Source organism: Thermoanaerobaculia bacterium, from assembly GCA_018057705.1.
GTDB lineage: Bacteria > Acidobacteriota > Thermoanaerobaculia > Multivoradales > JAGPDF01 > JAGPDF01.
Genome location: JAGPDF010000026.1, coordinates 1 through 23666 on the forward strand (window position 1 = coordinate 1; position 23666 = coordinate 23666).

Here is a 23666-nt window from a genome sequence, read left to right on the forward strand (position 1 = left end):
CGCCGACCGTCGTGAAGGCCCGCGCCAGGTAGTGCGAGACCGAGGTCGCCGGCGTGATCGGGTACATCGCGACCATCTCCATGCCGGAGGCGAGAACGCCGAGCCCCAGCGCCTGGTTGCCGTTCAAGACCAGCACGGGCTCCTGCGAGGCCCGCGGCGGCACCTGCCAGGCGACCGGCACCCGGGCGGCGGCGAACGCCGCGCCGTGCCGCACCAGCCCCTGGTTCATCTTCACCACATCGGCGCCCTTCCTGCCCAGAACGGCCTCGACCTCCTCGAGCGCCTTGTCCATCCCGAGGCCGAAGATCTCGGTGAGCATCCCGACGACGAACATGTTCTTGCCGACGCGCGCGTCGGGCATCACTTCGAGGCAGGCCGCTTCCATGGGAAGCTCGATCACCTCGAGGCCCTGGGCGCGGAACTCGGCCACCGCGGTGGCGTACTGCTTGCGGATCTCTTCCTGCGCGTCCTCGGCCCACTTGCTCTCGAGCAGCACGACCGTGCCCGGCCGGAAGGCGGCGTTGGCGATCCGGCCGTAGAGCACCTGCTCATTGAAGGCGACCACCAGGTCCGCGCTCTCGCCGCAGTTGGTGATCTCGTGGCTGCCGAAGCGCACCCGGATGCCCGAGGCGCCGGCGCGGGATCGGGCGGGCGGTTTGATCTCGGCCGGAATGATCTCGACCGTCCAGACGCCGGTGCCCAGCTTGGCGCAGACGGTGCCGAAGGTCTGGCCGGCCTTCTGGGCGCCTTCGCCGGAGTCGGAGACGATTTCGACGATGCGCTCGCGCACGATGGTGCGCGGCCGGGCGGCGGTCGGGACATCGGTTTCGTGGGTCGTGGGCATCGGCTTTCCCTCGTTCTTCGGGCTCATTCGCTTGGACGGCGGGCGCCTAGGAGCTGCGGCCGCCCAGATCGGTGTAGAAGGCTTCGCCGAAGAGTCGTTCCTCTTCGGCCTCGTGGCGCCGCAGGGACTCGGCGAGGCGATGGATCCCCTCGGCGATCTCAGCCACCGGACCGGCGAGCGCCGCGGCGGTTGCGGTCTGCAGCTCCTCGAGACGGGCGAGGAACTCGCGATGCTCGTCGAAGAGATGCTGCAGGTTCGGCAGACGGTGGGAGGCTCCCTCGCCCACGACCGAGTGCAACCCCTGCGCTCCCTCTTCACCCTCGAAGTGGTGCACCAGGAGCGTTCGGAGGTCGCCCAAGAGCTTGTCGACCCGGTGCAGGTCGTGGGTGTGGACCAGCGACACCAGGAGCTCGCCCAGTTGGCGGTGCTCGTCGTCGATGCGCGTGCGGGCCGCACGACGCTGCGGGGCTGCGGACTTCGCCGCTGGGGCGGTTGCTGCGCGTGCGGAAGGACGTGCCATCGTCGGGCCCTCCTGGTCGAATCCCGGTCGCTCGAATCGCTGCCGGGGACAGGAGAACCGCGAAGCTCCGCAAAGATGCGGCCCGTGATTCCCCGCAGCCATCCTTCAAGATGCGCCGCGGGGCGACAACACACCTACGGGTCGCCGCCGCCCCACCCTACGGGGCGGCTCGTTCCCAAGCCGGAGAGGCCCCGTGGCTACGGAGCTTTGGGCGAAGCCGGAACCGGCGTTGCCGTGGCGGCCGGCTCCGCCGGTTTGCCGCGCACGATGGCGGTCACGAAGCGCTCCGCGCCGAACCACTTCGCGGCCGTGGCGCGCAGCTCCTCCAGAGTCGTGGCCTGCGCCAGCGCCAGGCGCTTCGCGGTGCTGTCGAGACCGGTCCCGTAGAGCGTGCCGCGAGCGAGCTCGTCGCGCAGCTGGCCGTTGGTCTGAAGGTCGATCTTGGTCGATCCGGCGAACGACGACTTCGCCGTCGCGAGCTGCTCCGCGCCGAAGCCGTCGGTCGAGAGCTTGCGCAACTCGACGAGCAGCGCCTCCTTGGCCTCGCTTTCCTTCGACGCCTCGGTGGCAAGGTAGGCGAGCGCGAGACCTCCTTCGCGGTAAGGCCGGTAGCCGGCGAAGACGGTGTAGGCGAGCGAACGCCGGCCGCGCAACTCGGCGAAGAGCGTCCCGGCGAGTCCCGAGGTCACGTTCTGCAGGAGCTCCAGGCGCGCCGCTTCAGGGTCCGACGCCGGCGGCCCGGCAAACGCCATCACGATCGCCGACTGCTTGCGGTCGCGGTACTCGACCGTCTCGGTGCGCGTCGGCGGGGGCGCCGGAAGGCGCAAAGCAGAACGCGCCGAGCCGCGCCGCGGGAGGCTGGCGAGCGCCTTCTCCGCCAGCTCTTGCGCGGCGCTCGCTGCGACATCCCCGACGATGACCAGCGTGGCATCCTCGGCAGCGAGGTGAGCCTTCCACCAGGCGGCGAGATCGGCGGCAGTAAGCGCCCCGACCGAGTCCTCGGTGCCGGTAGCCGGCAGACCGTAGGGATGCGTCGGCCACAGACCAGCGAGAGCCAGCGCCTGCGGACGCTGCGTCGACGAATCGAAAGCGCGCCGGATCGCCGCGATCTGGAGTGCGCGCTCCTCGGCGACCCCTTCCGCCGGGAAGGTCGGGTGCAGGACGACATCGGCGAAAAGCTCGAGCGCTGGCCGTAGATTCGCGGCGATCACCTCCATCTCGACACCGAGGAAATCCGGCGCGACATCGGAGGTGAGAGCCGTGCCGAGGAACTCGAACGAGCGGTCGATCTCCTCGCCGCTACGCGCTCCGGCGCCCCGGCGCAGCGAGCTCGCTGTGAGCTGGGTGATGCCGGCGTTGGCGGACGATTCGACGCTCCTGCCGCCGTCGAGGTAGAGCCCCACCGCCACGGAAGGGGCACCCGGTCGCTCGCGGACCACCAGACGCGCACCGTTCGAAAGCCGCACCTCGGTCGCGGGCCGCTCGACCTTCGCTGAAGCGACTGCCGAGAAGGCCGCCGGCAGGGCGTTCCCCGGCTCGGCGGCCGGCGGCGTCGCGACCGCCGCCTGGACCTGGGCGAAGGCCGCCGCGCGGTCGAGCTCCGGAGTGCCATTGGGAGCGTAGTGGTAGAGCGTCAGGCGATCGTTCGAAAGGAAGCGCTTCGCTGCGGCGCGCACTTCGTCGGCGGTGACCCGGTCGAGCTTCGCCAGGCGGGCACCGAGCGAGAGGTAGCCATCGCGGGCTTCGGCCTCGGCCAGCGCCTGCGCCTGTCCGACGGCATCTTCGAGCGCGAAGACGACCTGGGCGCGCAGCGAGTTCTTGGCCAGCGCCAGTTCGTAGGCGGTCGGTCCGTGGATCTTGAGGCGCTCGATCTCGCCGAGCAGCCGGCGATCGACCTCGGCGCGCCGGGCTTCGTCGAACGACGCCTGCGCGATCAGCAGGCCGACATCGTCGAACTGATAGTGAAAGACGTTCGCTGTCGCGGCGGCGTCCGGGCCGACGACGTGCCGGAAGAAACGCGACGAACGGCCGGAACCGAGGATCTGCGACGCCAGGTCGAGCGCCAGCTCGGCATCGCCGCCGACTCCTTGCGTATGCCAACCGAAGACGGAGTAGCCCTGCTTCAGGTCTCCGGTCGAGCGGCCGTAGCGGAACTCCTTCTGCTCCGGCTCCTTCGGCCCGCGCTGCTTGTCGAAGCCCGCGGTGGCCAGGGTGCCGAAGGTTGCCGCGACGGCCTTCTCGACATCGGTCGCCCGCACGTCGCCGGCGATCGAGAGGATCATGTTCTGCGGCAGATAGAGGGTGCGGAAGAACTGCAGCAGATTCGCGCGCTCGATGTTGCGCAAGACCTCGTTCGAGCCGATCCGCCAGCGCTTGATGCGATGTTCGGTGAACGAGGTCGCAATCATGCGCTCGAGTGAGAGCGCCGGCGGATTGTCGAGCTTGCGGTTCGACTCCTCGATGACGACCTCTGACTCGCGCTCGAGCTCGCCTTCGTCGAAGAGCGGATTGGCGATCGCGTCGGCCATGATCTCGAGTGCCCGGCCGAAGCCCTCGGTCGGCACGACGAAGAAGTAGTTGGTCGAGTCGTAGATCGTGCCGGCGTTGGTGTCGCCGCCCACCGCGGCGAGCTCCTGCGAAATCTGCTCGGCACCGGGGAACTTCTTCGAGCCTTTGAAGAACATGTGCTCGAAGAGGTGCGCCATGCCGGCGACTTCGTCGGGTTCGTTGAAGTAGCCCGCCTTCACCCAGGTGTTGATCGCCACCACCCCGGTCCCAGGCTGCTCGCGCACCAGGAGCGTCAGTCCATTGGGCAGCGTCGTCTTCTTGACCGAAGCCAGGAAGCCGTCGAGCGGACCGGCAGGTGGCGGAGCAGCCACGGCGGGAGCCGCCCCGAGATGGACCACGGCGACGAGAGCAAGGCTGGCGAGAGACGTTCGGGCGAAGGCACGGGGGGTCAGGATCACTTTGGACTTCCTTTCCGAAGCACAGTCGTAGGGGGGGGCGGTTCTCGCCGCGGCGCAGATCATCCTACCGCCGCGGCCGCTCGGGTCGCGCGCAGGACGAGCGCCGGATCGTGGACCGTCAAGGCCGCGATGCGGTCTCCCGCTCGCTCGAAGCGGATGCGAACGTCTGGCACTCCCGGCGGGAAGAACTCGAGGTTTCCCAGATGAGAAAGCCGCAGCGGCGACCTCCCGGCGCGCTCGAAGGCGAGGCCCATGCGGCCGACAGCGACGACGATGCGCTCCGTCGGGCCCGGGCCGAAGAGGTAGGTACCCAGCACGGCCACCTGGTCGGCATCGGCGAGCGCCACCAGCGTCGGCTTCAGATCGGCTCCGCCGAGCTTCTCGAGATACTCGACGACCGGTTTGGCGACCTCCGCGCCGGCGCGAGCGTGGTGGAGCAGCGTCAAACCGTGCGGACCGGCGGTCTTCTGGATGCCGGGTGCGGCCTCGATGAAGGCGCGCACGGTCGCCACCTGGCCAAGCATCGCCGCCGAGAAGATCGTCGGCTGGGCTCCGTGCGCGAGGAGGAGCTCCGCGATCTCGCGGTTGCCGACGTGGGAGGCCGCACCGAGCGCTGTCTCCCAATCGCCGAAACCCCAGTCCCAGGCGGCGCGCGCGAGCGACGAATGCACGGCCAGGAGCTCGCGCACCCTCTCCACCCTGCCGTGCGAAGCGCCGACCATCTCGCGCGCCAGATCCGGTGGCTGGGTCGGCCAGGAATCCGGAAGCGCCGGCGCAGGGGCTTCGGCCGGCGATACGGAAGCCGTGGCAGGCGACCCGCCGCCCTGGAGGCTCAGCATCGCGGTCGACGAAACCCCCGCCAGAACGAGTCCGGCCGAAGAGCCGACGAGGAAGGTCCGGCGGGTGGGTGGAGCGCTCATGGCACTGGATACGAGAAACGCCGCTCGAAAGTTGTCGCGCTGTCGCATTCCGCGCTCTTCCTGCGAGGTACGGGATGAGGAGACACAACTCATGACCCACAAGAACGATCTACCCGTGTCCGGCCAGAAGTCCTGGTGCAGCAACCTTCGCCGCAGAATCGCGGCCTGCGCGGTCCTCTCGATCGCTGGGATGGCGGCGACCGCCGAGGCGCAGCTCGGCGTTCCCGGCTCGCAGATCTTTCAGCAGGGCGAGAGCGGCGTGCCCGGCGCTCCGGCGGCGCTCGAGCAGTTCGGTCGAGCCCTGGCCAGCGGCGACTTCGATGGCGACGGCTTCGTCGACCTCGCCCTCGGTGCGCCGCGGGAGTCGATCGCTCCGGTTGCCGAAGCGGGCTCCGTGACGGTCCTCTACGGCGGCGCCGCGGGTCTCGCCGGCGCTGGCAGCGAGGTCTGGGATCTGAACGGGCCGGCGGGCCAGGTCGCCAGCACCGGCGACCGCCTGGGGAGCGCCCTCGCGGCAGCGGACTTCGATCACGACGGCTTCGCCGACCTGGCCATCGGCGTCCCCTACCGGGATGTCGTGACGCCGGAGGCGACTCTCGAGGCACGCGCCGGTGCCGTGCTCGTTCTCTACGGGTCGGCCGGCGGACTGATCGAGGCGGGAGCGCAGTACTTCCGCCAGGGCGCGGGCGGCATCGTGGGCGCCCTCGAGGAGGACGACTTCTTCGGCGAGGCGCTCGCGACCGGCGACTTCGACGGCGACGGATTCGCCGACCTCGCGATCGGGGTGCCGGGAGAGGACGTCGGCGCGGTCACCAACGCGGGCGCGGTGAACGTCGTCTACGGCTCCGCCGCCGGACTCTCGACCGCACCGGGCACGTCCGCCAACGGCATCTGGACGCAAGGGGACCTCGGATCGTCGCAGGACGAGGCGAGCGACGAGTTCGGTCATGCGTTGGCGGCCGGGGACTTCAACGACGACGGCCGGGACGACCTGGCGGTCGGCGCGCCGCGCGAGAACTGGGGCGCGGTGATCGATGCCGGCGCCGTCTTTGTCCTCCTCGGCTCGGACAATGGCCTCACGGCGCTGGGACAGCAGGTGCGCACCCAAGACGATGGCGGGATTCCCGGCGACGCCGATCCCGACGATCATTTCGGCTCGAGTCTGGCCAGCGGCGATTTCGACGGCGACGGGGTCGAAGATCTCGCCGTCGGCTCGCCCGGGGAACAGGTCGGCGGCGAGTCCGAGTTCGGTCTCGTCCACCTCTTGCCGGGCGTGCCCGGACTCGGCGTGAGCAGCGTCGCCAGCGCAATGCTCGACCGCTCGCAGCTCGCGGGCCTCGCTGCCTCCGGCGACCGGTTCGGTGCGGCACTCGCTGCCGGCAACTTCGACGGTGGGAGCGCCGCCGAGTTGGTGATCGCGGCCCCCGGGGCTGAGGTCGCCGGCGCGGACTCCGCCGGGGTGATCTACATCGTGTCCGGACTCGTCCCGGCCACTCCGGTGGTGGTCGGGACGTTCAGCCAGGATGGGGCCGTGCCCGGGGCGGTCGAGTCTGGGGATGCCTTCGGCGAAACACTCGCTCCCGGCGACTTCGACGGCAACGGTTTCGCCGACCTGGCCGTCGGGCTGCCTTTCGAAGACGTCGGGGCGACCCTCGACGCCGGCGCCCTCAACGCCCTCTACAGCCAGGGACTCTTCCGCGACGGGTTCGAATCGGGCGGCAGCGGCGCCTGGTCGGCTGTCTTGCCTTAGGATCCTCGCTCGACGCAGCCTGGTAGTCGAGCCTTGCAGGGACGCTGGGCGCAGGTGTCGCAGGTATTGCTGGCAGGAGGCCGCATGGAGCCGCTTCGGCTCGCTGAAATCGACGAGGTATTCGCCGCCGCGCTCGACCTCGACGAGGCCGGGCGCGGCGCCTTTCTCGATACGCGCTGCGCCGGAGACCCCGAGCTCCGGATCGAGGTCGAGGCGCTGTTGCGCCACTGCGAGAGCGGTGCCGCGACGCTCGCGGATCCGTTGCATCAGTTTCTGCGCCAGATCTCGGAGGGCGGCGAGCAGGGACTCGAAGCCGGAGAATCGGTCGGTGCCTGGACGATCCTGCGTCCGATCGGCCGCGGCGGCATGGGGCTCGTCTACCTGGTCCGCCGCTCCGACGGCAATTTCGACAAGGAGGCGGCGCTCAAGGTCCTGCCGCGTGCCGCGAGCTCGCCGGAGGCGATCCGACGCTTCGAACAGGAGCGGCGCATCCTCGCCCGCCTCGACCATCCGACGATCGCCCGGCTGCTCGATGGCGGGGTCGACCGCCGCGGCCTTCCTTTTCTCGTGCTCGAGTATGTCCACGGCGTCGCGGTCGACGAGTACTGTGACCGCGAGCGCCTGACGGTCGAGCGCCGGATCGCTCTGGTCATCGAGATCGCTCGCGCCGTCCAGGCGGCGCATCGCAGTCTCGTCGTCCACCGCGACTTGAAGTCCTCGAACCTCCTGGTGACTCCTGCCGGCGAGGTGAAGCTCCTCGACTTCGGCATCGCGAAGCTCCTCGAGTCGCAGGAGGGGACGAGCGAAGCGACCTCGAGTCTGGCGATGACACCGGCCTGCGCCTCGCCCGAGCAGGTCCGCGGCGAGCAGATCACCACCGCTTCCGACGTCTATCAGCTCGGCCTCCTGCTCTCGGGCCTGCTCACCGGCCATCCGCCGCAGGCGGCCTCCTTCAGTTCGCTCGAAGCGCTGGTTCGCGCGGTCTGCGAGGAGCAACCGGAGCGGCCGAGCGCGGCCGTGTGGAAGTCCCGCGACGGCCGCTCGGCCGAGGAGCTCGCAGCGCTCCGGCGCTCGACGCCCGCCCGGCTGGCGCGGCGCCTTCGAGGCGAGCTCGACGCCGTCGTCGAGCGCTCCCTGGCAAAAGACCCCGAGGGGCGCTACCCCTCGGCGGAGCACCTCGCCTCGGACCTCGAACGATTTCTCGCCGGCGAGCCGGTCACGGCTCGACGGACGAGCCTCTTCTGGCGGTCGTGGAAGTGGGTGCGGCGCAATCGGGCGCTCGCCGTGACGGCGGCCGTCGCTGCGCTGCTCGGTATCGGCTACGCCACTACGGTGACCCTTCAGGCGCGCGCGCTCGAACGCGAACGCGATCGTGCGCGGCTCGAGGCGGCCAAGGCGACCGAGGTCGAGCGTTTCGTCGTCGGCCTCTTCGACGTTTCGGATCCTGCGACCTCGCTCGGCAAGCCGATCGACGCCCTGACCCTGTTGCAGCGCGGCGCCGAGCGCGTCGAAGGGGAGCTCGCCGCGCAGCCCGCGGTGCGAGCGCGCCTGCTTTCGACCCTGGGGCACATCTACGGCCGCCTCGGGCGGCTCGCCGAAGGCAGAGCGCTCGAAGAGCGCTCGCTCGAGCTGCGCCGGGGCTGCTTCGGCCCGCGCCACGTCGATGTCGCCGAAAGTCTCCACCGCCTCGGTTCGCTCGCGCGTCAGCTCGGCGACCATGCCACGGCCCGGCCCCTGCTCGTCGAAGCGGTCGCCCAGCGCCGGGAGCTTCTCGGCCCCGCCGCGCCGGAGCTCGCCGAAAGCCTCACCGAGCTCGGCTATCTCCACTACTTCACCGGCGAGCACGCTGAGGCCGACGCCTGCTTCCGCGAGGCACTGGTCCTGCGTCAGCAGGAAGGGAACCTCTCGCTGGTCGCTGCGGCGTGGAACAGCGTCGCCCTCGTCGCCGAGAAGCGCGGCGAGCTCGACGAAGCCGAGAGGCTCCATCGCGAGGCGCTGGCCGTGAACCGGCAACTCCACGGCGAGCGCCACCCCGACGTCGCGATCAACCTCTTCAACCTCGCGCGGGTTCTTCAGCGGCGGCACGACTACGCCGGAGCGCAGCCGCTCTTCGAAGAGGTTCTGGAGATCGACACCGAGGTCTACGGATCGGACCACCCCGAGGTCGCCACCGACCTCACGCTGCTCGCGAACAACCTGCAGATCCTCCGGCAGCTCGACCGCGCGGACGAGCACTTTGCCCGCGCCCTGGCAATCTTCCGCGCCAAGCTCGAACCGGGCCACCACCGCATTGCCACCACCCTGCAGGGAATCGGGCAGCTGCGTTTCGCACAGGGACGGTTCGCGGAGGCCGAGGCGCTGCTGCGGGAGGCGCTCGCGCTGCGCCGCGCCCGCGTCGGAGCGAGTCACGTCGAGGTCGCCGAGGTGCTGCTGCCCCTCGCGCGCTGCCTCGTCGCGACCGGACGCTGGGAGGAGGCCGAGGCGGCCTGGAGCGAGGCCCTCGCGATGGCTGCCGGGCAGGATCCGTTGCTCGTCCGTCAGCTCGAGGACGACCGCACCCGTCTGCGTGCCAGTCGAGCGCAGGGTGCCGCCGCGGGCTAGTCCGCCGGTTCGGATTCCAGCGCGCGCCGCAGCCAGGCCTGGGCACGCAGCCAGTCACGCTGCACGGTGCGCGTCGAGAGCTCGAGCGCCGCAGCGATCTCCTCGTCGTTCATGCCGGCGAAATAGCGGCACTCGACGATGCGTGCCAGGCGTTCGTTGAAGGTCTCCAACTGCTCGAGCGCCTGGTGGACGGCGAGCACGAGCTCCGCCTGTTCGGCGACTCCCACGAAGGCGGAGTCGAGCGTGACGAGCCGCGCGCCGCCGCCGCGCTTGCCGGCCGCGTGCCGGCGGGCGTGATCGACCACGACGAAGCGCATGGCGCGCGCCATCACGCCGAAGAAGTGGGCCCGGCTCTGCCAGTCGATCGACTGCTCGTCGAAGAGCCGCAGGTAGGCTTCGTTGACCAGCGCGACGGTGTCGAGCGTACGTCCGGGTGGCGCCTTGCGCAGTTGCTGGCGCGCCATCCTTTCGAGCTCGGCATGCGCGAGCTCGACCAGGTGGCCGAAGGCGTTCGCATCCCCCGCCCGATGCTCCTTCAAGAGCCGCGTCAGATTGCCGCCGAGAGCGTCTTCCATGCCGATGGCGGAACTAGATCACGTCGCTCGCGCGCCCCGGAAGAGGGTCCACCGGCCCGTCAGCTCGCGGCGCGCACCACCGGCAAGGCGACTTCGTTGCGACGCAGGAACCAGAGCGTCCAGGGCGGGTCGTAACGCAGCGACTCCGCCGGGCCGGTCACCTGCCAGCCGCTCGTCGCGAGCTGGGCGCGCAGCAGGCGCTCCTGCTCCGCAAACCGGGCGTCGCTCCACAGACCCGAAAATCGCAGCACCGCGACCTGGCGCGGCAGCGCTTCGCGCAGTGTGACGCGGGGGTCGGTCGGCTCGGGCAGGGTCGAAAGAGTCCAGGCGCTCGGCATCGCGAACGACATCACCCAGAGCTCCGGGCTCTCCGGGGCGGTCGGCCTGGCGCTGTCCGCCGCCGCGGGGCGCATGCCGACCGGCGCGGTCATGGCGATCTTCGCGCTCGCGGCCGGCCGCATCCCGACCGGCGCGGTCATGTCGATCTTCGTACTCTCACCCGCCGCACCGCGCACCCGGTTGCCGCCGAAGATATAGCCGGCGAGACGCCGGAAGGCCGCATTGCTCACCCCATCGAAGGTCCCCGAGACCTCGGTCTCGGCGAGCACGAGGGCGGCGTAGGAGCGGATCTCCACCTCGCCCAGCTTTTCGAGAACTTCGTAGGTCGGCTCTTCGGTGGCCATGGCGGGGGCTCCAGTCAGGAGGACGGCGAGCGCCACGCCCGTCAGGCCCGCCAGGCGGCGAGGCGGCGGGGCGAGCGAGACCGAGCGCGAGATCGTCACACCTCCTACTACGCCCCCATCGCCAGGGCGGACGAGATCGCCGAGGAATGGGTCGAAAGCGCCGGTCCGGGGAAGTCCCGCCCTACTTCCGCGCGCGCGCTGCGCGGGCGGCCTGTGCCATCTGGGCGAGCGCGACTCCCGCTCCCATGCCGCCGGCGAAGAGCGCCAGGATGTCGACCAGACGAACGCGGTCACGCATGCCGAGCGCCGCTGCGGCCGCGACGACGATCGACAGCAAGGAGCCGACGAGCTGCAGGCGGAAGCGGAGTCGGTCGTTTCTCATCAGGCTGAGTCCTTCTCGACGAGCTCGACGGCACTCTCGATCTCGAGCGCGAAGCGGCCGCGGCGGACCGGCACCATGCGCACCCAGGGGCACTTCTCGGCGAGGCGCTTGCGCAGCAGGATCAGCCGGCTCTCGAGGTTGTCCTTGTAGGCGGGGAGGCCCAACGCGGGGTCCAGGCGCAGCTCGCGATTGGTGAACTCGGTTCGGCCGTCACGCTGGTGCTGGTTGAGGATCTTCCAGAAGATCTTCGCCGGGACGTTGCGCACCAGGTACTCGTCGCCGAGAAAGATCGTCTCGTCGTTGCGGAAGTAGACGAATCGGAGCTTGCGGTGGCACTCCTCCGGCGGCTCGGGCGCCGGCCGAGGCGCAACCGACGGTGCCGCCTCCTCCTCGTCCTCCTGCATGCGGTCGATGCCCATGGCGATCTGGTTGGCGACGATCTGCAGGAACGCCTCGTCCCACTCGTCGAAGGCCAGCGGATCCCGGCTCTCGAAGCCGAGCACGCCGACGAGTCGATCGCCAGCGAGCAGCGGCAGCGCGAGCTGGGCCCGGACATCGGGCAGACCGGGGAGCGGGATCTCCGGAGCCAGCCGGGGGTGGCCGCCGCGATCGGCGAAGCGCTCGCGGATCGTATGCCCGTAGCGGATCTCCGCGCCGACGCCGGCGACGCGCACCATGCGGCGCTCGGCCGCGGCGATGCCCATGACGCCATCCCCGATCGCGATCTCGGCGCCCACCCCTTCCGCACCGTAGCCACGGCTGGCGATTGCCACCAGGCGGCACTCGCGGTCGTCGGGAACGAGCACCATCGAGTGGGAGAAGGCGAAGAGCTCGTCGAGCCCCTGAAGGGCGCTGGCGAGCAGCGCATCGAGATCGCCGGCGCGGGCGATCTTCCCCGAGATCGCCTGCAGGCCCCGAAGCTCCGAGAGCTGGTCGGGTGCCGGGTGGCGATGGCTCTCCGGGTCCCAGTCGGCGGGTCCGGCCGGCGGAGAGGCGAGCGGGTCGACGAACTCCTCCACCTTGCGGATCGACTCGACCTCGTAGACATCGGCCGAGAGCAGGCGAAAGATCCCCTTCATCCCGGTGTGCGAGGCGATCACCTGGATGCGCGCCGCCATGGTGTCGAAGAGCGGACCTGCCGTCTCGAGATGGTCGAAGCGCAGCTCGAGGCGGTAGAGCTCGAAGGTCCGCGGATCCCAGAGGTCGACCGCAGCGTAGGGGTTCTCGTCGACGTTGCGCCGCGTCTTGTTGAAGAACTGGCAGGAGAGCGCGACGTGCTTCCGATCGACGAGATAGACCTGCGAGAGATAGGTGACGTTGGGCTCGCCGTGCCGGTCCGCCGTCGCGATCATCGACGGAATGACACCCTGGAAGCAGGCCTGAAGCTCCTCCAGCCGGATCGTCATGCGCCGACTCTGCCGTGGGAGAGGGCCGCCGTTTCCCGCGTCAGCGGGCCGCCGGCGCCAGGCCCGGGCGTCTGCTCGAAGAGCGCCTCGCAGCGAAACGTGACCGTGAAGGCCGGCCAGTGGTTCATCGACCTCGTGGCCTGCCGGGGGACTCCGACGTGGCCCCAGTCGACGGCGAGGAGATCGAGATAGCGCACGATCTCGCGCCGCTCGTCGGCCGTCGACGGCCGGACTTCGAGGGCGCCTCCCTTCACCTGCAGCGAGCGGTGGTCGATGGCGCGAGTGATCGTCACCGCGATCCGGCCGTTGTCGGCGAGGTTGGCGAGGGCACGCTCGGAGGTCGCGGCCGGCAGGAAGACGGTCAACGTTCCGGCTCCGGGATCGGCCCGGACTCCCGCCCCGCGAACGCAGTCGGGGCGCAGACGCGCGTCCCGTGTGCCGACAATCACGGAGATGCCGGACTCGATGAATGCTGCGAGCTCGGGACTGATCACGCTGGCGGTGGCTCCGCGCGCATTCTATGTAAGAAGCGCGCGAAACCACCGCCCGGGCTCAGCGGGCGCTGCGGCTGCCCGGGCGACCCTACTTCGACGGGGCTGCGGGCGGAGCCATCGGAGCCATCGGAGCAGCTGGAGGGAGCGGGTCCGGGACCTTGTTCTTCACCGGCGGGAGGGTCCGCAGGAAGGCCCAGATCGCCCGCAGATCCTCCTCGGGGAGCGTCGAATACTGCTGCCAGGGCATCGGCGGGAGGATCTCCCGGCCGCGCCCCTGGTGACGGCCGGTCTGCAGCGCCGCCAGGAACTCCTCCTCGGTCCACTTGCCGAGCCCGGTCTCCGGATCGGGTGTCAGGTTCTGGGTAAAGGTCACCCCCCAAGGCCCCGACCAGGCGGTCAACGTTCCCGCGACGGTCGCCACCCAGGGGCCCGGCGCGAGCTCGGGGGCAGGCGGCATGACCATCTCCTGCGGGTGCCCGGCGAGTCTCCGGGACATGTCCAGCTCGGGGCCGTTGGGCCCCATTTTCTTCGTGGTGTGGCAGTCGTCGCAGCCGCCGAGCTGCACGAACTTGGCGCCCAGGGCGACCCGGTCGGGAGCCCTGTCGCCAGCGGGCAGCGCGGCAGGCGACTGGGCCTGGGTACCGACGACGGTGACGGCGACCAGCGCCATCGCGATGGTGATTCCTTTCGCAGCGATCTTCATGGCTTCTCCCCTTTTGCAGCGGTTTGGATGTTGAGCGGCTGAAAGAGTCCTTCCCGGATCCACTTCTCGACCAGCGCGATCGCCTCGCGGTCGACGACCCGGCTTCCGAGCGGAGGCATCTGTGTGATCGGATCGCGGCGCGACATGCGCTCGAGCAGCAGGCTCGACTCCGGGTGCCCGGGCGCGAGACGCGCCTTCGGCGACGAGCCCGCGGGCTGAAAGCGGGCCATGCGATCGACACCGGTGGCGAGAGCCGCCGGCCGGACGCCCGGACCGTCGCCGAGGCGCACTTCGAGCGAGAAGTCGAGATCGGCGAGCGGACCGCGCGCGTTGTGGCAGCTCGCGCAGTTGCCGTGGAGATAGCCCAACGCCGAGCGCTCCGTGGCCGAGCGTGCCGGGACCTCCGGTGCCAGAGCTACCAGATCCACCGGCAAACCCTTGACCCAACCCTGGCGCACGAGCAGGGCGAGGTCGACGTCGCCCGGACGCAGCGGTTCGGCGTGCGGCGCTCCCGGGTCGCGGGCTGCCGAGAGCTGCAGCGCCGAGAAACCGAGCACCCGCGAGACGTTGCCCTCGTGGCAGGCGCGACAGTCGGTCCGGGCAGGCAGGTCGTAACGCACGCCATCCGGCAGCACGTAGACCGCGCGCTGGCCGAACTTCGGCGCCAGCACGGCGTCACTTTCGTCTTCGAGCCAGCGATAGGTGGCGAAGATCCAGCCATCAGCGGTGAGCTCGAGGTAGCGCGTCTCCACCCGGCGCTCGTAGGCGAACTCCTTCCACAGGCGGGTGCCGACCGGGAAGACCCAGGCGTCGGGGTCCGAGGCGTCGATGCTCGTCCCCGGAGGGAGTGCGAGCCACCGGCTCTTGCGGGCGCCGTCGCTCCACAACGGGTATTGGGGAGTGAAGGCGAGCAGCCCCTGGGCCACCCGCTTCGTCGCCACATCGGCGTAAAGCCCGGTCTCCGACAGGCGCGCCGCGAGGGTCTCCGCAGCGCCGGACGCCAGGGCGGGCGGCGAGGCCAGCACGAAGGCGGTACCGAGCGCGAGACCGAAGGCGGCGAGGGTGGGTGGGGAGATTCGCATCGTCAGGAGGACCTACGGAATCCTCCGACGAAAGCTTCACCCGCGGTTCCTAAATCGATCGCATGGAAACCCTAAGAATCTCCTAAGCGGCTAGTCCGACCTTCTCACCGGCTTCGTCGCGAGGCGTCGCAGATGCCCGTGGCTGCAAGGCGTCGCGACCGAGGCCCGCGCAGACGTACTTTCAATACGTCGAGCAGGCCGACCAAGCGCAACGCAGCAGGCACGGGCAGCTGCGCCGCCGCAGCGGAAGCTCGGTGAGAAGGTTGGACTAACGGGCGGGGAGGAGGAGTCCGGCGTCGCGCAACGCCAGGAGGTACTCCTCCACCACCTCGAGGGGCACCGGACCGTAGGTCGCGGCGAGCGCGTCGCGGATCTCGAGCGTCGTCCGCTGTCCGTCGACCAGGTTGAGCGCTTCGTAGGTGTAGTCACCGCCGCCCCCCCAGAGGCCGGTGAACTCCGGCAGACGGAGAGCCACCACCCGTTCCGTGCCGAGGTGGTCGGGGAGCCAGGAGTAGCCGAACGTGGTGGTGGTTCCGGGATGCGCCGGGTCGCGGCGGTAGATCGTGCCGCCGCGACGCGCGGGCGTCGCCGGCCGTGCCACCAGGGCATCGAAAGTGGCGAAGAACCGGGCGGCCTCCTCGGTGAGACCGCTCGGGGAGAGCGCGAAGTGCGACAGGGAGCCGAAAAGTGCGCGCTCCCGGGCAGCGGTGAAGCGGGCGAGGTTCTCGGATTCGAAGCGGTCGAGCTTCGCCGCGCGTTCCACCGTCGTCGCCGCGCGGCCGAGCGCCGCCGAGCGCTGCAGCCGCCAGAGCGCGGGGACATCGGAGTCGTCGAGATTCGCCAGCGCCCAACCCGTCGCCGCGGCGAGGAAGGCGACGCGACCGAGCTTGGTCGAATCGAGATTCGCCGGCAGGTCGCGGTCGGTGTGGATGAAGCGGTCGGGCCAGTCGTTGAAGTAGATCGCCGGAATGCCGAACGATGAGTCGTTGTAGACCTCGTGGTCGCTGCCGAGGGTGAGTCCGGTCGGCTCGGCGCGCAGCGGCTCCTTGCCGCCGCGGGGGGAGAGCAGCGGGAAGGCCGCGCTGCCGGTCGCAGCGTAGGTCATCGACTGCTCGTTCAGCCAGACTGCGCCGGCCGCCGCGAGATCGTGCACGAACGACGGCAGGCTGGCCGGGCCGCGAGTGACGTGAAAAACCGCCCGGGTTTCCGGCCCGCCGCCGACCATATCGAGGTGCAGCGCCGCCTTGAACCGCCGTGCGAGGTCGGGGCGTCCGGCGAGGAGCGCGTGCGTGCCCTCGATCTCGGGCGGCCAGACGAAGCGCAGCGTCCGTCGCGGGGGCGCGAGCCGGCCCTCGCGGATCAGCTTCGAGAGGGTACGCGCCACCTCGAGGATCGTCGCGCAGCCGCTGGCGTTGTCGTTGGCGCCCGGGCGCGGATGATCGAGGTGACAGCTGTAGACGATCTCTTCGGTGCCGACCTGCGGATCGACGCCGCGAATCGTCGCCGAGGGAATGGAATAGGCCCCCGGCAGGGCGCCGGCGTCGACTCGCGCCGCGAGCCGCACCGTCTCTCCCGCCGCAAGGCGCCCGGCGAGCGCGCGGCCGCGAGCCGGCGAGACCATGAAGGCGAACGTCCGGACCTCGGCAAAGCCGTCGAGATGGCCCCAACGGACGAGCGAGGCGTCCTCGCCCCACCAACCCTGATGCTGGTTCTGCGCCCAGCTCACGATGCCTTTGGCACCGTGGCCGCCGACGGCAAGCGTGGCGACCGCCTCGGGTTGCGACGAGGTCAGCACCAGGCGTCCACCGACCGCCTTCCCGGCGTAGTCGGTCTCATGCGTTCCGGCGCCCACATCGACGAGCTCGGCGCTCGCCACTTCGCCGGCGACACTGTCCTGTGCCAAGCCCAGCGGCGCCTCCTCCCAGCTCGCCAGGCGCTCGACCCGCGCGCCCGCGGCGTCGAGCTCCCAGAGCTCGGCGAAGCGTGCGTTCCACGCCGGGCGCGAGCGCTGCGTACCGTAGAAGATCGCGCCGTCAGCCGGCAGGACGATCGGCGCGACCTCGGTGAGGCCGTAGCTCTCGAGCGCCTCGAGCACCAGCTGCCCTGCGGCATCGAAGCCCGTCGAGCCGCGCATCCGGTGCTGGCGCGAGAGCCCCTCGACGGTGCGCATCGCCGCCTCGCCGGAGACCTCCTGGGCGAGGGCCGCGGTCTCGGCTGCGGAGAGGAGCGGCGGCAGTGACACCGGCGGGGCGGCAACGGGCGAGGCGGCGAGCGCCACCGCGGGCAGAATCCAGAGGCCCGGGAGAACCGAGGCCGGGCGGCGCAGGGGCGCAGAGGGTCGCATCGAAGGATGTTACGACGGCGAAGACGGGTTGTCGCGGGCGGTGAACTCGGCCGCGGGCTCGAATAGTCTGTCTCGCCGTGAGCCACGACACTGCGATGCTCTATGAGGAGCTGCCTCCCGAAGGCCCCCTGGGAGAGCTCGTCGAGTGTTTCTGGCATGCGGTCGATCGCGCGCCGCGGCTCGGACGCCCGCCGGAGCACATCGTGCCCGACGGCTGCCCGGAGATCATCGTCCATCTGGGCGACCCCTTCTCTCGCCAGGTGGACGGACGATGGCGACGCCAGAGACGGGAGTTTCTCGCCGGCACGCTGTCGCGCCCCTGGAGCCTGCGCGCCGGACGCGTCGTCGACACCTTCGGCATCCGTTTCCGGGCAGGCGCCCTGCCCGCGCTCTTCGCCGTCGACATGCGCGCGACGGTCGATCGCGAGCTCCCGCTCGTGCGGCTCACGGGAGCGCCTGCTGCACGCCGGCTCCGGGAGGCGCTCGCGCCCTCCCCGCAGCTCGCCACCCGCGCTACGGCAGCGACCTCCTGGCTCGCAGAGGAGATCGGCGCCGCTCGGCGTCCTTTCGACAGCCCGTGCACACGAGCTGTCGCGCTGATCGTCGCCAGCCGCGGTGGTCTGCGCGTCGAAGAGATCGCACGCCGGCTCAACCTGTCGCGCCGTCAGCTCGAGCGCGCCTTCGCCGCCGGCCTGGGGATCGGACCCAAGCTCTACGCCCGCATCGTCCGGCTCCAGGCGGCGCTGCTCGAGATCGGCGACGAGCAGCGTGCCGCCGGCGTCGAAGCCGCGCTCGCCGCCGGCTACTTCGACCAGTCGCACCTGCTGCGCGATTTTCGCGGCCTCGCCGGCCGCGCCGCGACGCGGCCGCGGCAGGCCGACGGCGAGATGGCGCGTCACTTCACCGATCCCCACCGGCTTCTCGCCCTGCTCGGCGGTGAGTGAGACGAGCCGACGGATGTCGCATTCGTCCTAGAGTCGGGACGTCGGAGCCGCCTAGGGTCCCGCTTCTGCCGGGAGACTCCCCGGACCGACGAAAGGAGATCGCCGTGACCTGCCCGTTGCGACCCGACAGCTCGCTTCCGACCCCTCGCCTTCCAGCGCTGCTGATCACCCTCACGCTGGCCCTCGGCGCCTCCGCCATCGCGCAATCCCCTCCGCAACAGATCTCCCAGCTCGCCTGGCTCGCCGGGAGCTGGGGCGGTACCGCAGACGGGGTCGCCAGCGAAGAGCACTGGACGAGCGCCGCCGGAGACGGGCTGGTCGGGATGCACAAGGACGTGAAGGCGGGCAGGATGACCGGTTTCGAATTCCTGCGCATCGAAGTCGACAGCCAGAGCCGGGTCTGCTACATCTCGATGCCCGGCGGCGCCCCTCCGACCTCCTTCTGCGCCATCGAGATCACCGACCGGCGCGTCGTCTTCGAGAATCGCTCGCACGACTTCCCGCAGCGCATCCTCTACTGGCTGGATGCGGCCGGGAGGCTCCATGCCCGGATCGAAGGCCCCCTCGAGGGCAAGGAGGCCGCCATGGACTGGGTCTGGAGCCGCCTACCCGAAAAACCGTGACAGTTACCCTTTTCGTGAAAACCCGTGACAGTTACCCTATTCTTGCGGAAAGCGTGATTGTTGTCCTTCTCTTCGGACTTGCGAGTCGCGACGTTTCTGGTCACTCAGGACGTTCTTCGCGGCCGCCCTTGAGGCTTCGACTGGATCTTTCGACCCAACAGCGCTTCGATTTCAGAGACGTAGCGGGCATCGCCCATCGGCCTTCCGGTCGCAGAGTGCTGCCGAACCGCTGCCAGCTCGTCCTCTTTCTCGGCCTCGCCGAGCAGGCCACCCCAGTCACCGATTCGGGAGTCGAGAGCCCGTCCTTCGGCGAGGTTGTCCTGCGATATTCCGAGATGCTGGCGCGCGCTCGAGAATGGCCACTCCTCAGCTCGATCGACCAGCCCTGCCCGCACGGGGTTGAGCAGAACGTAGCGAGTCACTACCGACAGCGAGGCCTCGTTCATGGGAAACGACCAGAAACGCTCCTGCCAAAGATGGCCGCGCCAACCGTGGCGACCATTCGTCAGCAAGGCGTAGCGGCGATGGGTCGCGGCGAGCGCGCGCGCCAAACCGAAGCGATCGCTCGGCACCACGATCAAGTGCAGGTGGTTGGGCATCAGGCAGTAATCCCAGACGCTGACCTTGTAGCGCAGGACCTGCTCACGCAGGAGACGCCGGTAGGTCTCGTAGTCGTCCTCGCAGAAGAAGACCTGCATTCGCCTCGCCCCCCTCTGGGTGACGTGGTGGGGAACGCCTGGAACCACGATGCGCGCAATTCGGGTCATCTCTATTCAGCATGAAGGACGAAATTTCCCCGACGTATCTTGCAGCGACTCAACCTGCGGGAAGGAAAATCGGTAACTGTCATGGTTTTTCCCCGGCTCTCTCCTGAGATCTCGCGAATCCCCGGGCCTTGCTCCGGCCTAGTCCGGAGTCGTATCCTTGGGCTGCCCCGAACCGGGGCGATCCCCCCAGGAAGCCCCGAGGAGAGACCCAGATGGCGGACTCGACACAACCCGACGCCGGGCAGGACTTCGCTGCCCTGCTCGACGCTTTCGAAAAGAAGCAGGCCGAAGGCGACAAAAAGGGCCCGCAGGCCACGCAGGGCCCGCAAGTCGGCGACCGGGTTTCGGTGAAGATCGTCGGTTTCGGCGAGGAGACCGCGTTCGTCGACCTCGGGCGGAAGGCCGAGGGCAGCATTCCGCTCTCGCAGCTGACCGATGACGAGGGCCAGCGCACCGTCGCGATCGGCGATACCGTCGAAGCGATCGTCGCCTCGACCTCGGACGATGGCATCGTCCTGCGGGTTCGCGCCTCGCGGGGTCCGGCCGCGCCGGCCGAGTTGCAGCAGGCCTATACCTACGGCCTGCCGGTCGACGGCACGGTGGCGGCGGTCGTCAAGGGGGGCGTCGAAGTCACCGTCTCCGGCGTCCGCGCCTTCTGCCCGATCTCGCAGATCGACAATCGCTACGTCGAGGACGCCGCCGTCTTCGTCGGCCAGCGCCTCGCTTTCCGGATCACCCGCTTCGAGGAGGGCAAGGGGCGCGGCATGAATCTGGTGCTGTCGCGGCGCGCGCTGCTCGAAGAGGAGGCCCAGGCCAAGGCTGCGGCGGCGCGCGAGAGGATCCAGGTCGGCCAGACGGTGCGCGGCACGGTGACCTCGCTCGCCGCCTACGGCGCCTTCGTCGACATCGGCGGCATCGAAGGCCTGCTCCACGTCTCCGAGCTCGGACACGGGCGCGTCGCCCATCCGCAGGACGTCGTCGCGGTCGGCCAGGAGCTCGAGGTCCAGATCCTCAAGATCACCCCGGCGGAGGGCGACAAGGGGCGCGACAAGATCTCGCTCTCGCGCCGCGCCCTGGTGAAGGACCCCTGGCAAGAGGAGGCGTCGCGCCTCGTCACCGGCAGCCGGCGGCAGGGAAAGGTCGCGCGCCTCGAGCTCTTCGGCGCCTTCATCGAGCTCGCGCCGGGTGTCGACGGCCTGCTCCACATCTCCGAGCTCGCGGCCGGCAGCGGCCGCGAAGTGCGCCACCCGCGCGAGCTCCTCAAGATCGGCCAGGCGATCGAGGTCGCCATCCTCAGCGTCGACCGCGAAACGCGCCGCATCGCTCTCGGCATGCCGGCGAAGGGCGACGAAGCCGGCGCGGAGGATCTCGCCCAGGCCCGCGCCGGCACCGGCGGCAGCGGATTTGGCGCCTTCGGCGACTTCTTCGCGCGCGCCGGCAAGCCGAAGGGCTGACGACCAAGAGCGCTAAGATCCCTCCATCATGACCCCCCACATCTCCGCGCGCGGCCGGTCGATGCCGGCCTCTCCGATCCGCAAGCTGATGCCGGTGGCCGAGGAGGCCAAGCGGCGCGGCGTCAAGGTCTACCACCTCAACATCGGCCAGCCGGATCTCGAGACGCCGGCGGTGATGCGGGCGCGCCTCGAGCGCGCCGACAAGGTCTTCGCCTACACGCCTTCGAACGGAACTTCGGAGTATCTCGAGTCGCTGCGTCTCTACTACAGCCGCCTGGGCCTCGCCCTCGAGCTCGACGAGCTGATCGCGACCACCGGCGGCAGCGAGGCGCTGCTCTTCGCCTTCTTCGCCTGCACCGCCGACGGCGACGACGCGCTGGTCGTCGAGCCGTACTACACCAACTACAACTCGTTCGCGACGATGGCGGGCGTGCGCCTCGTCCCCTTGCGCAGCAAGGGCGAGGACGGCTTCCACCTGCCGCCGCGCGCCGCCTGGGAGCGCGCCCTCACGCCGCGCACCCGGCTCGTGCTGCTGTGCAATCCGAACAATCCGACCGGCACCGTCTACTCCAGAGAAGAGCTGGAAATGGTCGCGGAGTTCTGCCGCGACCACGGCCTCTTCCTGGTTGCCGACGAGGTCTACCGCGAGTTCGTCTACGACGGCGCCCATTCGGTGTCGGCGCTGTCGCTCCCCGGTTTCGAGGACCACGTCATCGTCGTCGACAGCCTCTCGAAGCGCTACAGCGCCTGCGGCATCCGGCTCGGCTCGCTCGCGACAAGGAATGGCGAGGTCTACCAGGCGGCGCTGCGCATGGCCCAGGGACGCCTCTCGCCACCCGGACTCGCGCAGCTCGTGGCAAGCGGAGCGGTCGAGCTCGGCAAGGAGTACTTCGAGCAGGTGGTCAACGAGTACCAGGGCCGACGGGACCTGCTCTTCGACGGCCTCACCGCGATCCCGGGAGTCTTCCTGCGCAAGCCCGAGGGTGCCTTCTACTTCATCGCCCGGCTGCCGATCGTGGACAGCGAGGATTTCGCGCGTTACCTCCTCGCCGAGTTCGCGCACCAGCAATCGACCGTCATGGTGGCTCCGGCACCCGGCTTCTACGCCACCCGGGGCCTGGGCAACGATGAGGTGCGGATCGCCTACGTCCTGAAGAAGGAGGACCTGACGCGCTCTGTCGAGGTCTTCGCGGCCGGCCTCACGGCTTATCGAGCGGCGCGCGGTCTGGGCGCCATCGAGGAGCTCGAGAAGGCCTCCCTGGCGCGCTCCCGGCGGCCCGACTTCTTCACGCCGGCGGTTTGAGCCAGCGCCGGCTCGCTCCCTCCGCCCCCCTCCCCGACACTTTCGAGCGAACGCACCGGATCGACACCAGCGAGGCCCACGGGATGCCATGCTGATCTACGGCGCCAACGGCTATACCGGTGAGCTCATCGCGCGCGAGGCGGTGCGGCGCGGACTGACGCCGACGCTCGCCGGGCGGGACGAGGCGGCCGTGGCGGCGCTCGCGCAGTCGCTCGCCCTCCCCTGGCGGGCCTTTGGGCTCGCCGATGCCGCCGCCGTGACCGCGGGCATCGCCGGCGCCGGCGCCGTCCTCCACTGCGCGGGCCCGTTCGTGCGCACCAGCCGGCCGATGGTCGACGCCTGCCTCGCCACGGGGATCCACTACCTCGACATCACGGGCGAGATCGCGGTTTTCGAATCGATCCTGGCGCGCGACGCCGAAGCCCGGCGGGCGGGAGCCGTCCTGCTGCCCGGCATCGGTTTCGACGTCGTGCCGACTGACTGCCTGGCGCGCGAGCTCCAGTCCCGGCTTCCGGATGCCATTCATCTCGACCTCGCCTTCGTCGCCGAGGGCGGCGGTTGGAGCCGCGGCACGCTCGCGACCATGATCGAGAGCCTGCCGCACGCCGGCGCCATGCGCCGCAACGGCCGGATCGTGCCGCTGCCTCTCGCCGCCGAGTCGATGGAGATCGACCTGCCTGTCGGACGCCGCACCGTGATGAGCATCGCCTGGGGGGATGTTGCGACCGCCTTTCACACCACCGGCATCCCGAACATCCGGACCTTCACCGGCGTGCCCCAGCGCGAGGTACGGCTGCTGCAGAGAGTCCGCCCGCTGCTGCCGCTCGCGGGCTTCAAGCCGGTCAAGCGGCTGCTGCAACTCTGGGTTCGGCGGACCGTCACCGGCCCCAGCGCGGACCAGCGCCGCCGCGCGCGAACCTGGATCTGGGGGAGGGCCGGGAACGAGCGCGGTGAAGCCGTGACGGTCTACTTTTCGACGGCCGAGGGCTATGCCCTCACGGCGCGCAGCGCGGTCGAGGGGGCGTTGCGCGTCGAGGCCGGCGGCGTGCCGCCGGGAGCCTGGACGCCGGCCCGTGCCTTCGGCACGCCGTTCCTCGCCGAGCTCGGCCCGGAGTTCGCCACGCCGTTCGTCCCGCCCGCAGGATCCCCGCCGACCGCCCGCCGGTAACTTTCCACAGGGCGGTGCGTATCTGTGAGGCAGAAGGTGAGAGACCCACCCTCTCTCCTCCAATTTCTCCTTGGGAAGGGCGCCGCGTCCAACGGCGCCCTCTTTTTGTCTCACCCCGGCGCTAGAATGACGGCCCG

19 protein-coding genes and 1 pseudogene are annotated in these 23666 nt (G+C 70.1%); 7 read left to right on the plus strand and 13 right to left on the minus strand.

Annotated elements, in window-relative coordinates:
* From KBI44_10270 to KBI44_10285, 4 genes and pseudogenes are all read right to left on the minus strand, one after another.
* On the minus strand, positions 1–871 hold an 871-nt coding region (locus tag KBI44_10270; protein MBP9144858.1), incomplete at its 3' end, for a 2-oxoacid:acceptor oxidoreductase family protein.
* A gap of 19 nt (positions 872–890) precedes the next feature.
* Positions 891–1364, minus strand: a complete 474-nt coding sequence (locus KBI44_10275) for a hemerythrin domain-containing protein (protein ID MBP9144859.1) — start codon at positions 1362–1364, stop codon at positions 891–893.
* Positions 1365–1561: 197 nt separating this feature from the next.
* On the minus strand, positions 1562–4330 hold the full coding sequence (locus KBI44_10280; protein ID MBP9144860.1) for an insulinase family protein: 2769 nt from the start codon (positions 4328–4330) through the stop codon (positions 1562–1564).
* Positions 4331–4713: 383 nt separating this feature from the next.
* A pseudogene (locus tag KBI44_10285) lies at positions 4714–5052 on the minus strand (ankyrin repeat domain-containing protein).
* Between the two features lie 289 nt (positions 5053–5341).
* Here KBI44_10285 and KBI44_10290 point away from each other — a divergent pair.
* Together KBI44_10290 and KBI44_10295 are read left to right on the plus strand one after the other, a co-directional pair.
* The gene (locus tag KBI44_10290) at positions 5342–7000 is read left to right on the plus strand and encodes an FG-GAP repeat protein (protein MBP9144861.1); all 1659 of its coding nucleotides are present in this window, start codon (positions 5342–5344) and stop codon (positions 6998–7000) included.
* Between the two features lie 84 nt (positions 7001–7084).
* The gene (locus tag KBI44_10295; protein MBP9144862.1) at positions 7085–9601 is read left to right on the plus strand and encodes a serine/threonine protein kinase; all 2517 of its coding nucleotides are present in this window, start codon (positions 7085–7087) and stop codon (positions 9599–9601) included.
* Here the strand turns inward: KBI44_10295 and KBI44_10300 are convergent.
* The 8 genes from KBI44_10300 to KBI44_10335 all read right to left on the minus strand — a co-directional run bounded on the left by KBI44_10300 (position 9598) and on the right by KBI44_10335 (position 17270).
* Positions 9598–10176, minus strand: a complete 579-nt coding sequence (locus KBI44_10300; protein MBP9144863.1) for a sigma-70 family RNA polymerase sigma factor — start codon at positions 10174–10176, stop codon at positions 9598–9600. The two genes, KBI44_10295 and KBI44_10300, sit on opposite strands and share 4 nt — an antisense overlap.
* Positions 10177–10235: 59 nt before the next feature.
* Positions 10236–10859 carry a heme-binding protein gene (locus KBI44_10305; GenBank protein ID MBP9144864.1) on the minus strand — a complete coding sequence of 208 codons (624 nt, stop codon included), beginning with the start codon at positions 10857–10859 and terminating at the stop codon, positions 10236–10238.
* A gap of 181 nt (positions 10860–11040) precedes the next feature.
* Entirely contained in the window at positions 11041–11241 is a 201-nt protein-coding gene (locus KBI44_10310) for a hypothetical protein (protein MBP9144865.1), read from the minus strand.
* Positions 11241–12647 (minus strand): GAF domain-containing protein, encoded by a 1407-nt coding sequence (locus tag KBI44_10315; protein ID MBP9144866.1) that lies wholly within the window; start codon positions 12645–12647, stop codon positions 11241–11243. The genes KBI44_10310 and KBI44_10315 overlap by 1 nt, the downstream gene beginning before the upstream one ends.
* On the minus strand, positions 12644–13141 hold the full coding sequence (locus KBI44_10320) for a pyridoxamine 5'-phosphate oxidase family protein (protein MBP9144867.1): 498 nt from the start codon (positions 13139–13141) through the stop codon (positions 12644–12646). Before KBI44_10320 ends, KBI44_10315 begins: the two co-directional genes overlap by 4 nt.
* 88 nt (positions 13142–13229) lie before the next feature.
* Entirely contained in the window at positions 13230–13844 is a 615-nt protein-coding gene (locus KBI44_10325) for a diheme cytochrome c-553 (protein ID MBP9144868.1), read from the minus strand.
* On the minus strand, positions 13841–14926 hold the full coding sequence (locus KBI44_10330) for a hypothetical protein (protein MBP9144869.1): 1086 nt from the start codon (positions 14924–14926) through the stop codon (positions 13841–13843). Before KBI44_10330 ends, KBI44_10325 begins: the two co-directional genes overlap by 4 nt.
* A 268-nt stretch (positions 14927–15194) precedes the next feature.
* On the minus strand, positions 15195–17270 hold the full coding sequence (locus tag KBI44_10335; GenBank protein ID MBP9144870.1) for a DUF4910 domain-containing protein: 2076 nt from the start codon (positions 17268–17270) through the stop codon (positions 15195–15197).
* Between the two features lie 77 nt (positions 17271–17347).
* Between KBI44_10335 and KBI44_10340 the strand changes: the two genes are divergently transcribed.
* Positions 17348–18214, plus strand: a complete 867-nt coding sequence (locus KBI44_10340; GenBank protein ID MBP9144871.1) for an AraC family transcriptional regulator — start codon at positions 17348–17350, stop codon at positions 18212–18214.
* Between the two features lie 104 nt (positions 18215–18318).
* Positions 18319–18837, plus strand: a complete 519-nt coding sequence (locus KBI44_10345; GenBank protein ID MBP9144872.1) for a hypothetical protein — start codon at positions 18319–18321, stop codon at positions 18835–18837.
* Between the two features lie 104 nt (positions 18838–18941).
* Here KBI44_10345 and KBI44_10350 read toward each other — a convergent pair whose 3' ends face one another.
* Positions 18942–19604 (minus strand): transposase, encoded by a 663-nt coding sequence (locus tag KBI44_10350; GenBank protein ID MBP9144873.1) that lies wholly within the window; start codon positions 19602–19604, stop codon positions 18942–18944.
* A gap of 212 nt (positions 19605–19816) precedes the next feature.
* Between KBI44_10350 and KBI44_10355 the strand changes: the two genes are divergently transcribed.
* From KBI44_10355 to KBI44_10365, 3 genes are all read left to right on the plus strand, one after another.
* Positions 19817–21058, plus strand: a complete 1242-nt coding sequence (locus KBI44_10355) for a S1 RNA-binding domain-containing protein (GenBank protein ID MBP9144874.1) — start codon at positions 19817–19819, stop codon at positions 21056–21058.
* A gap of 28 nt (positions 21059–21086) precedes the next feature.
* A complete protein-coding gene (locus KBI44_10360; protein ID MBP9144875.1) occupies positions 21087–22361 on the plus strand; it encodes a pyridoxal phosphate-dependent aminotransferase in 1275 nt (424 codons plus the stop codon).
* Positions 22362–22449: 88 nt separating this feature from the next.
* A complete protein-coding gene (locus KBI44_10365) occupies positions 22450–23529 on the plus strand; it encodes a saccharopine dehydrogenase NADP-binding domain-containing protein (GenBank protein ID MBP9144876.1) in 1080 nt (359 codons plus the stop codon).
* The last annotated feature ends 137 nt before the right edge of the window (positions 23530–23666 follow it).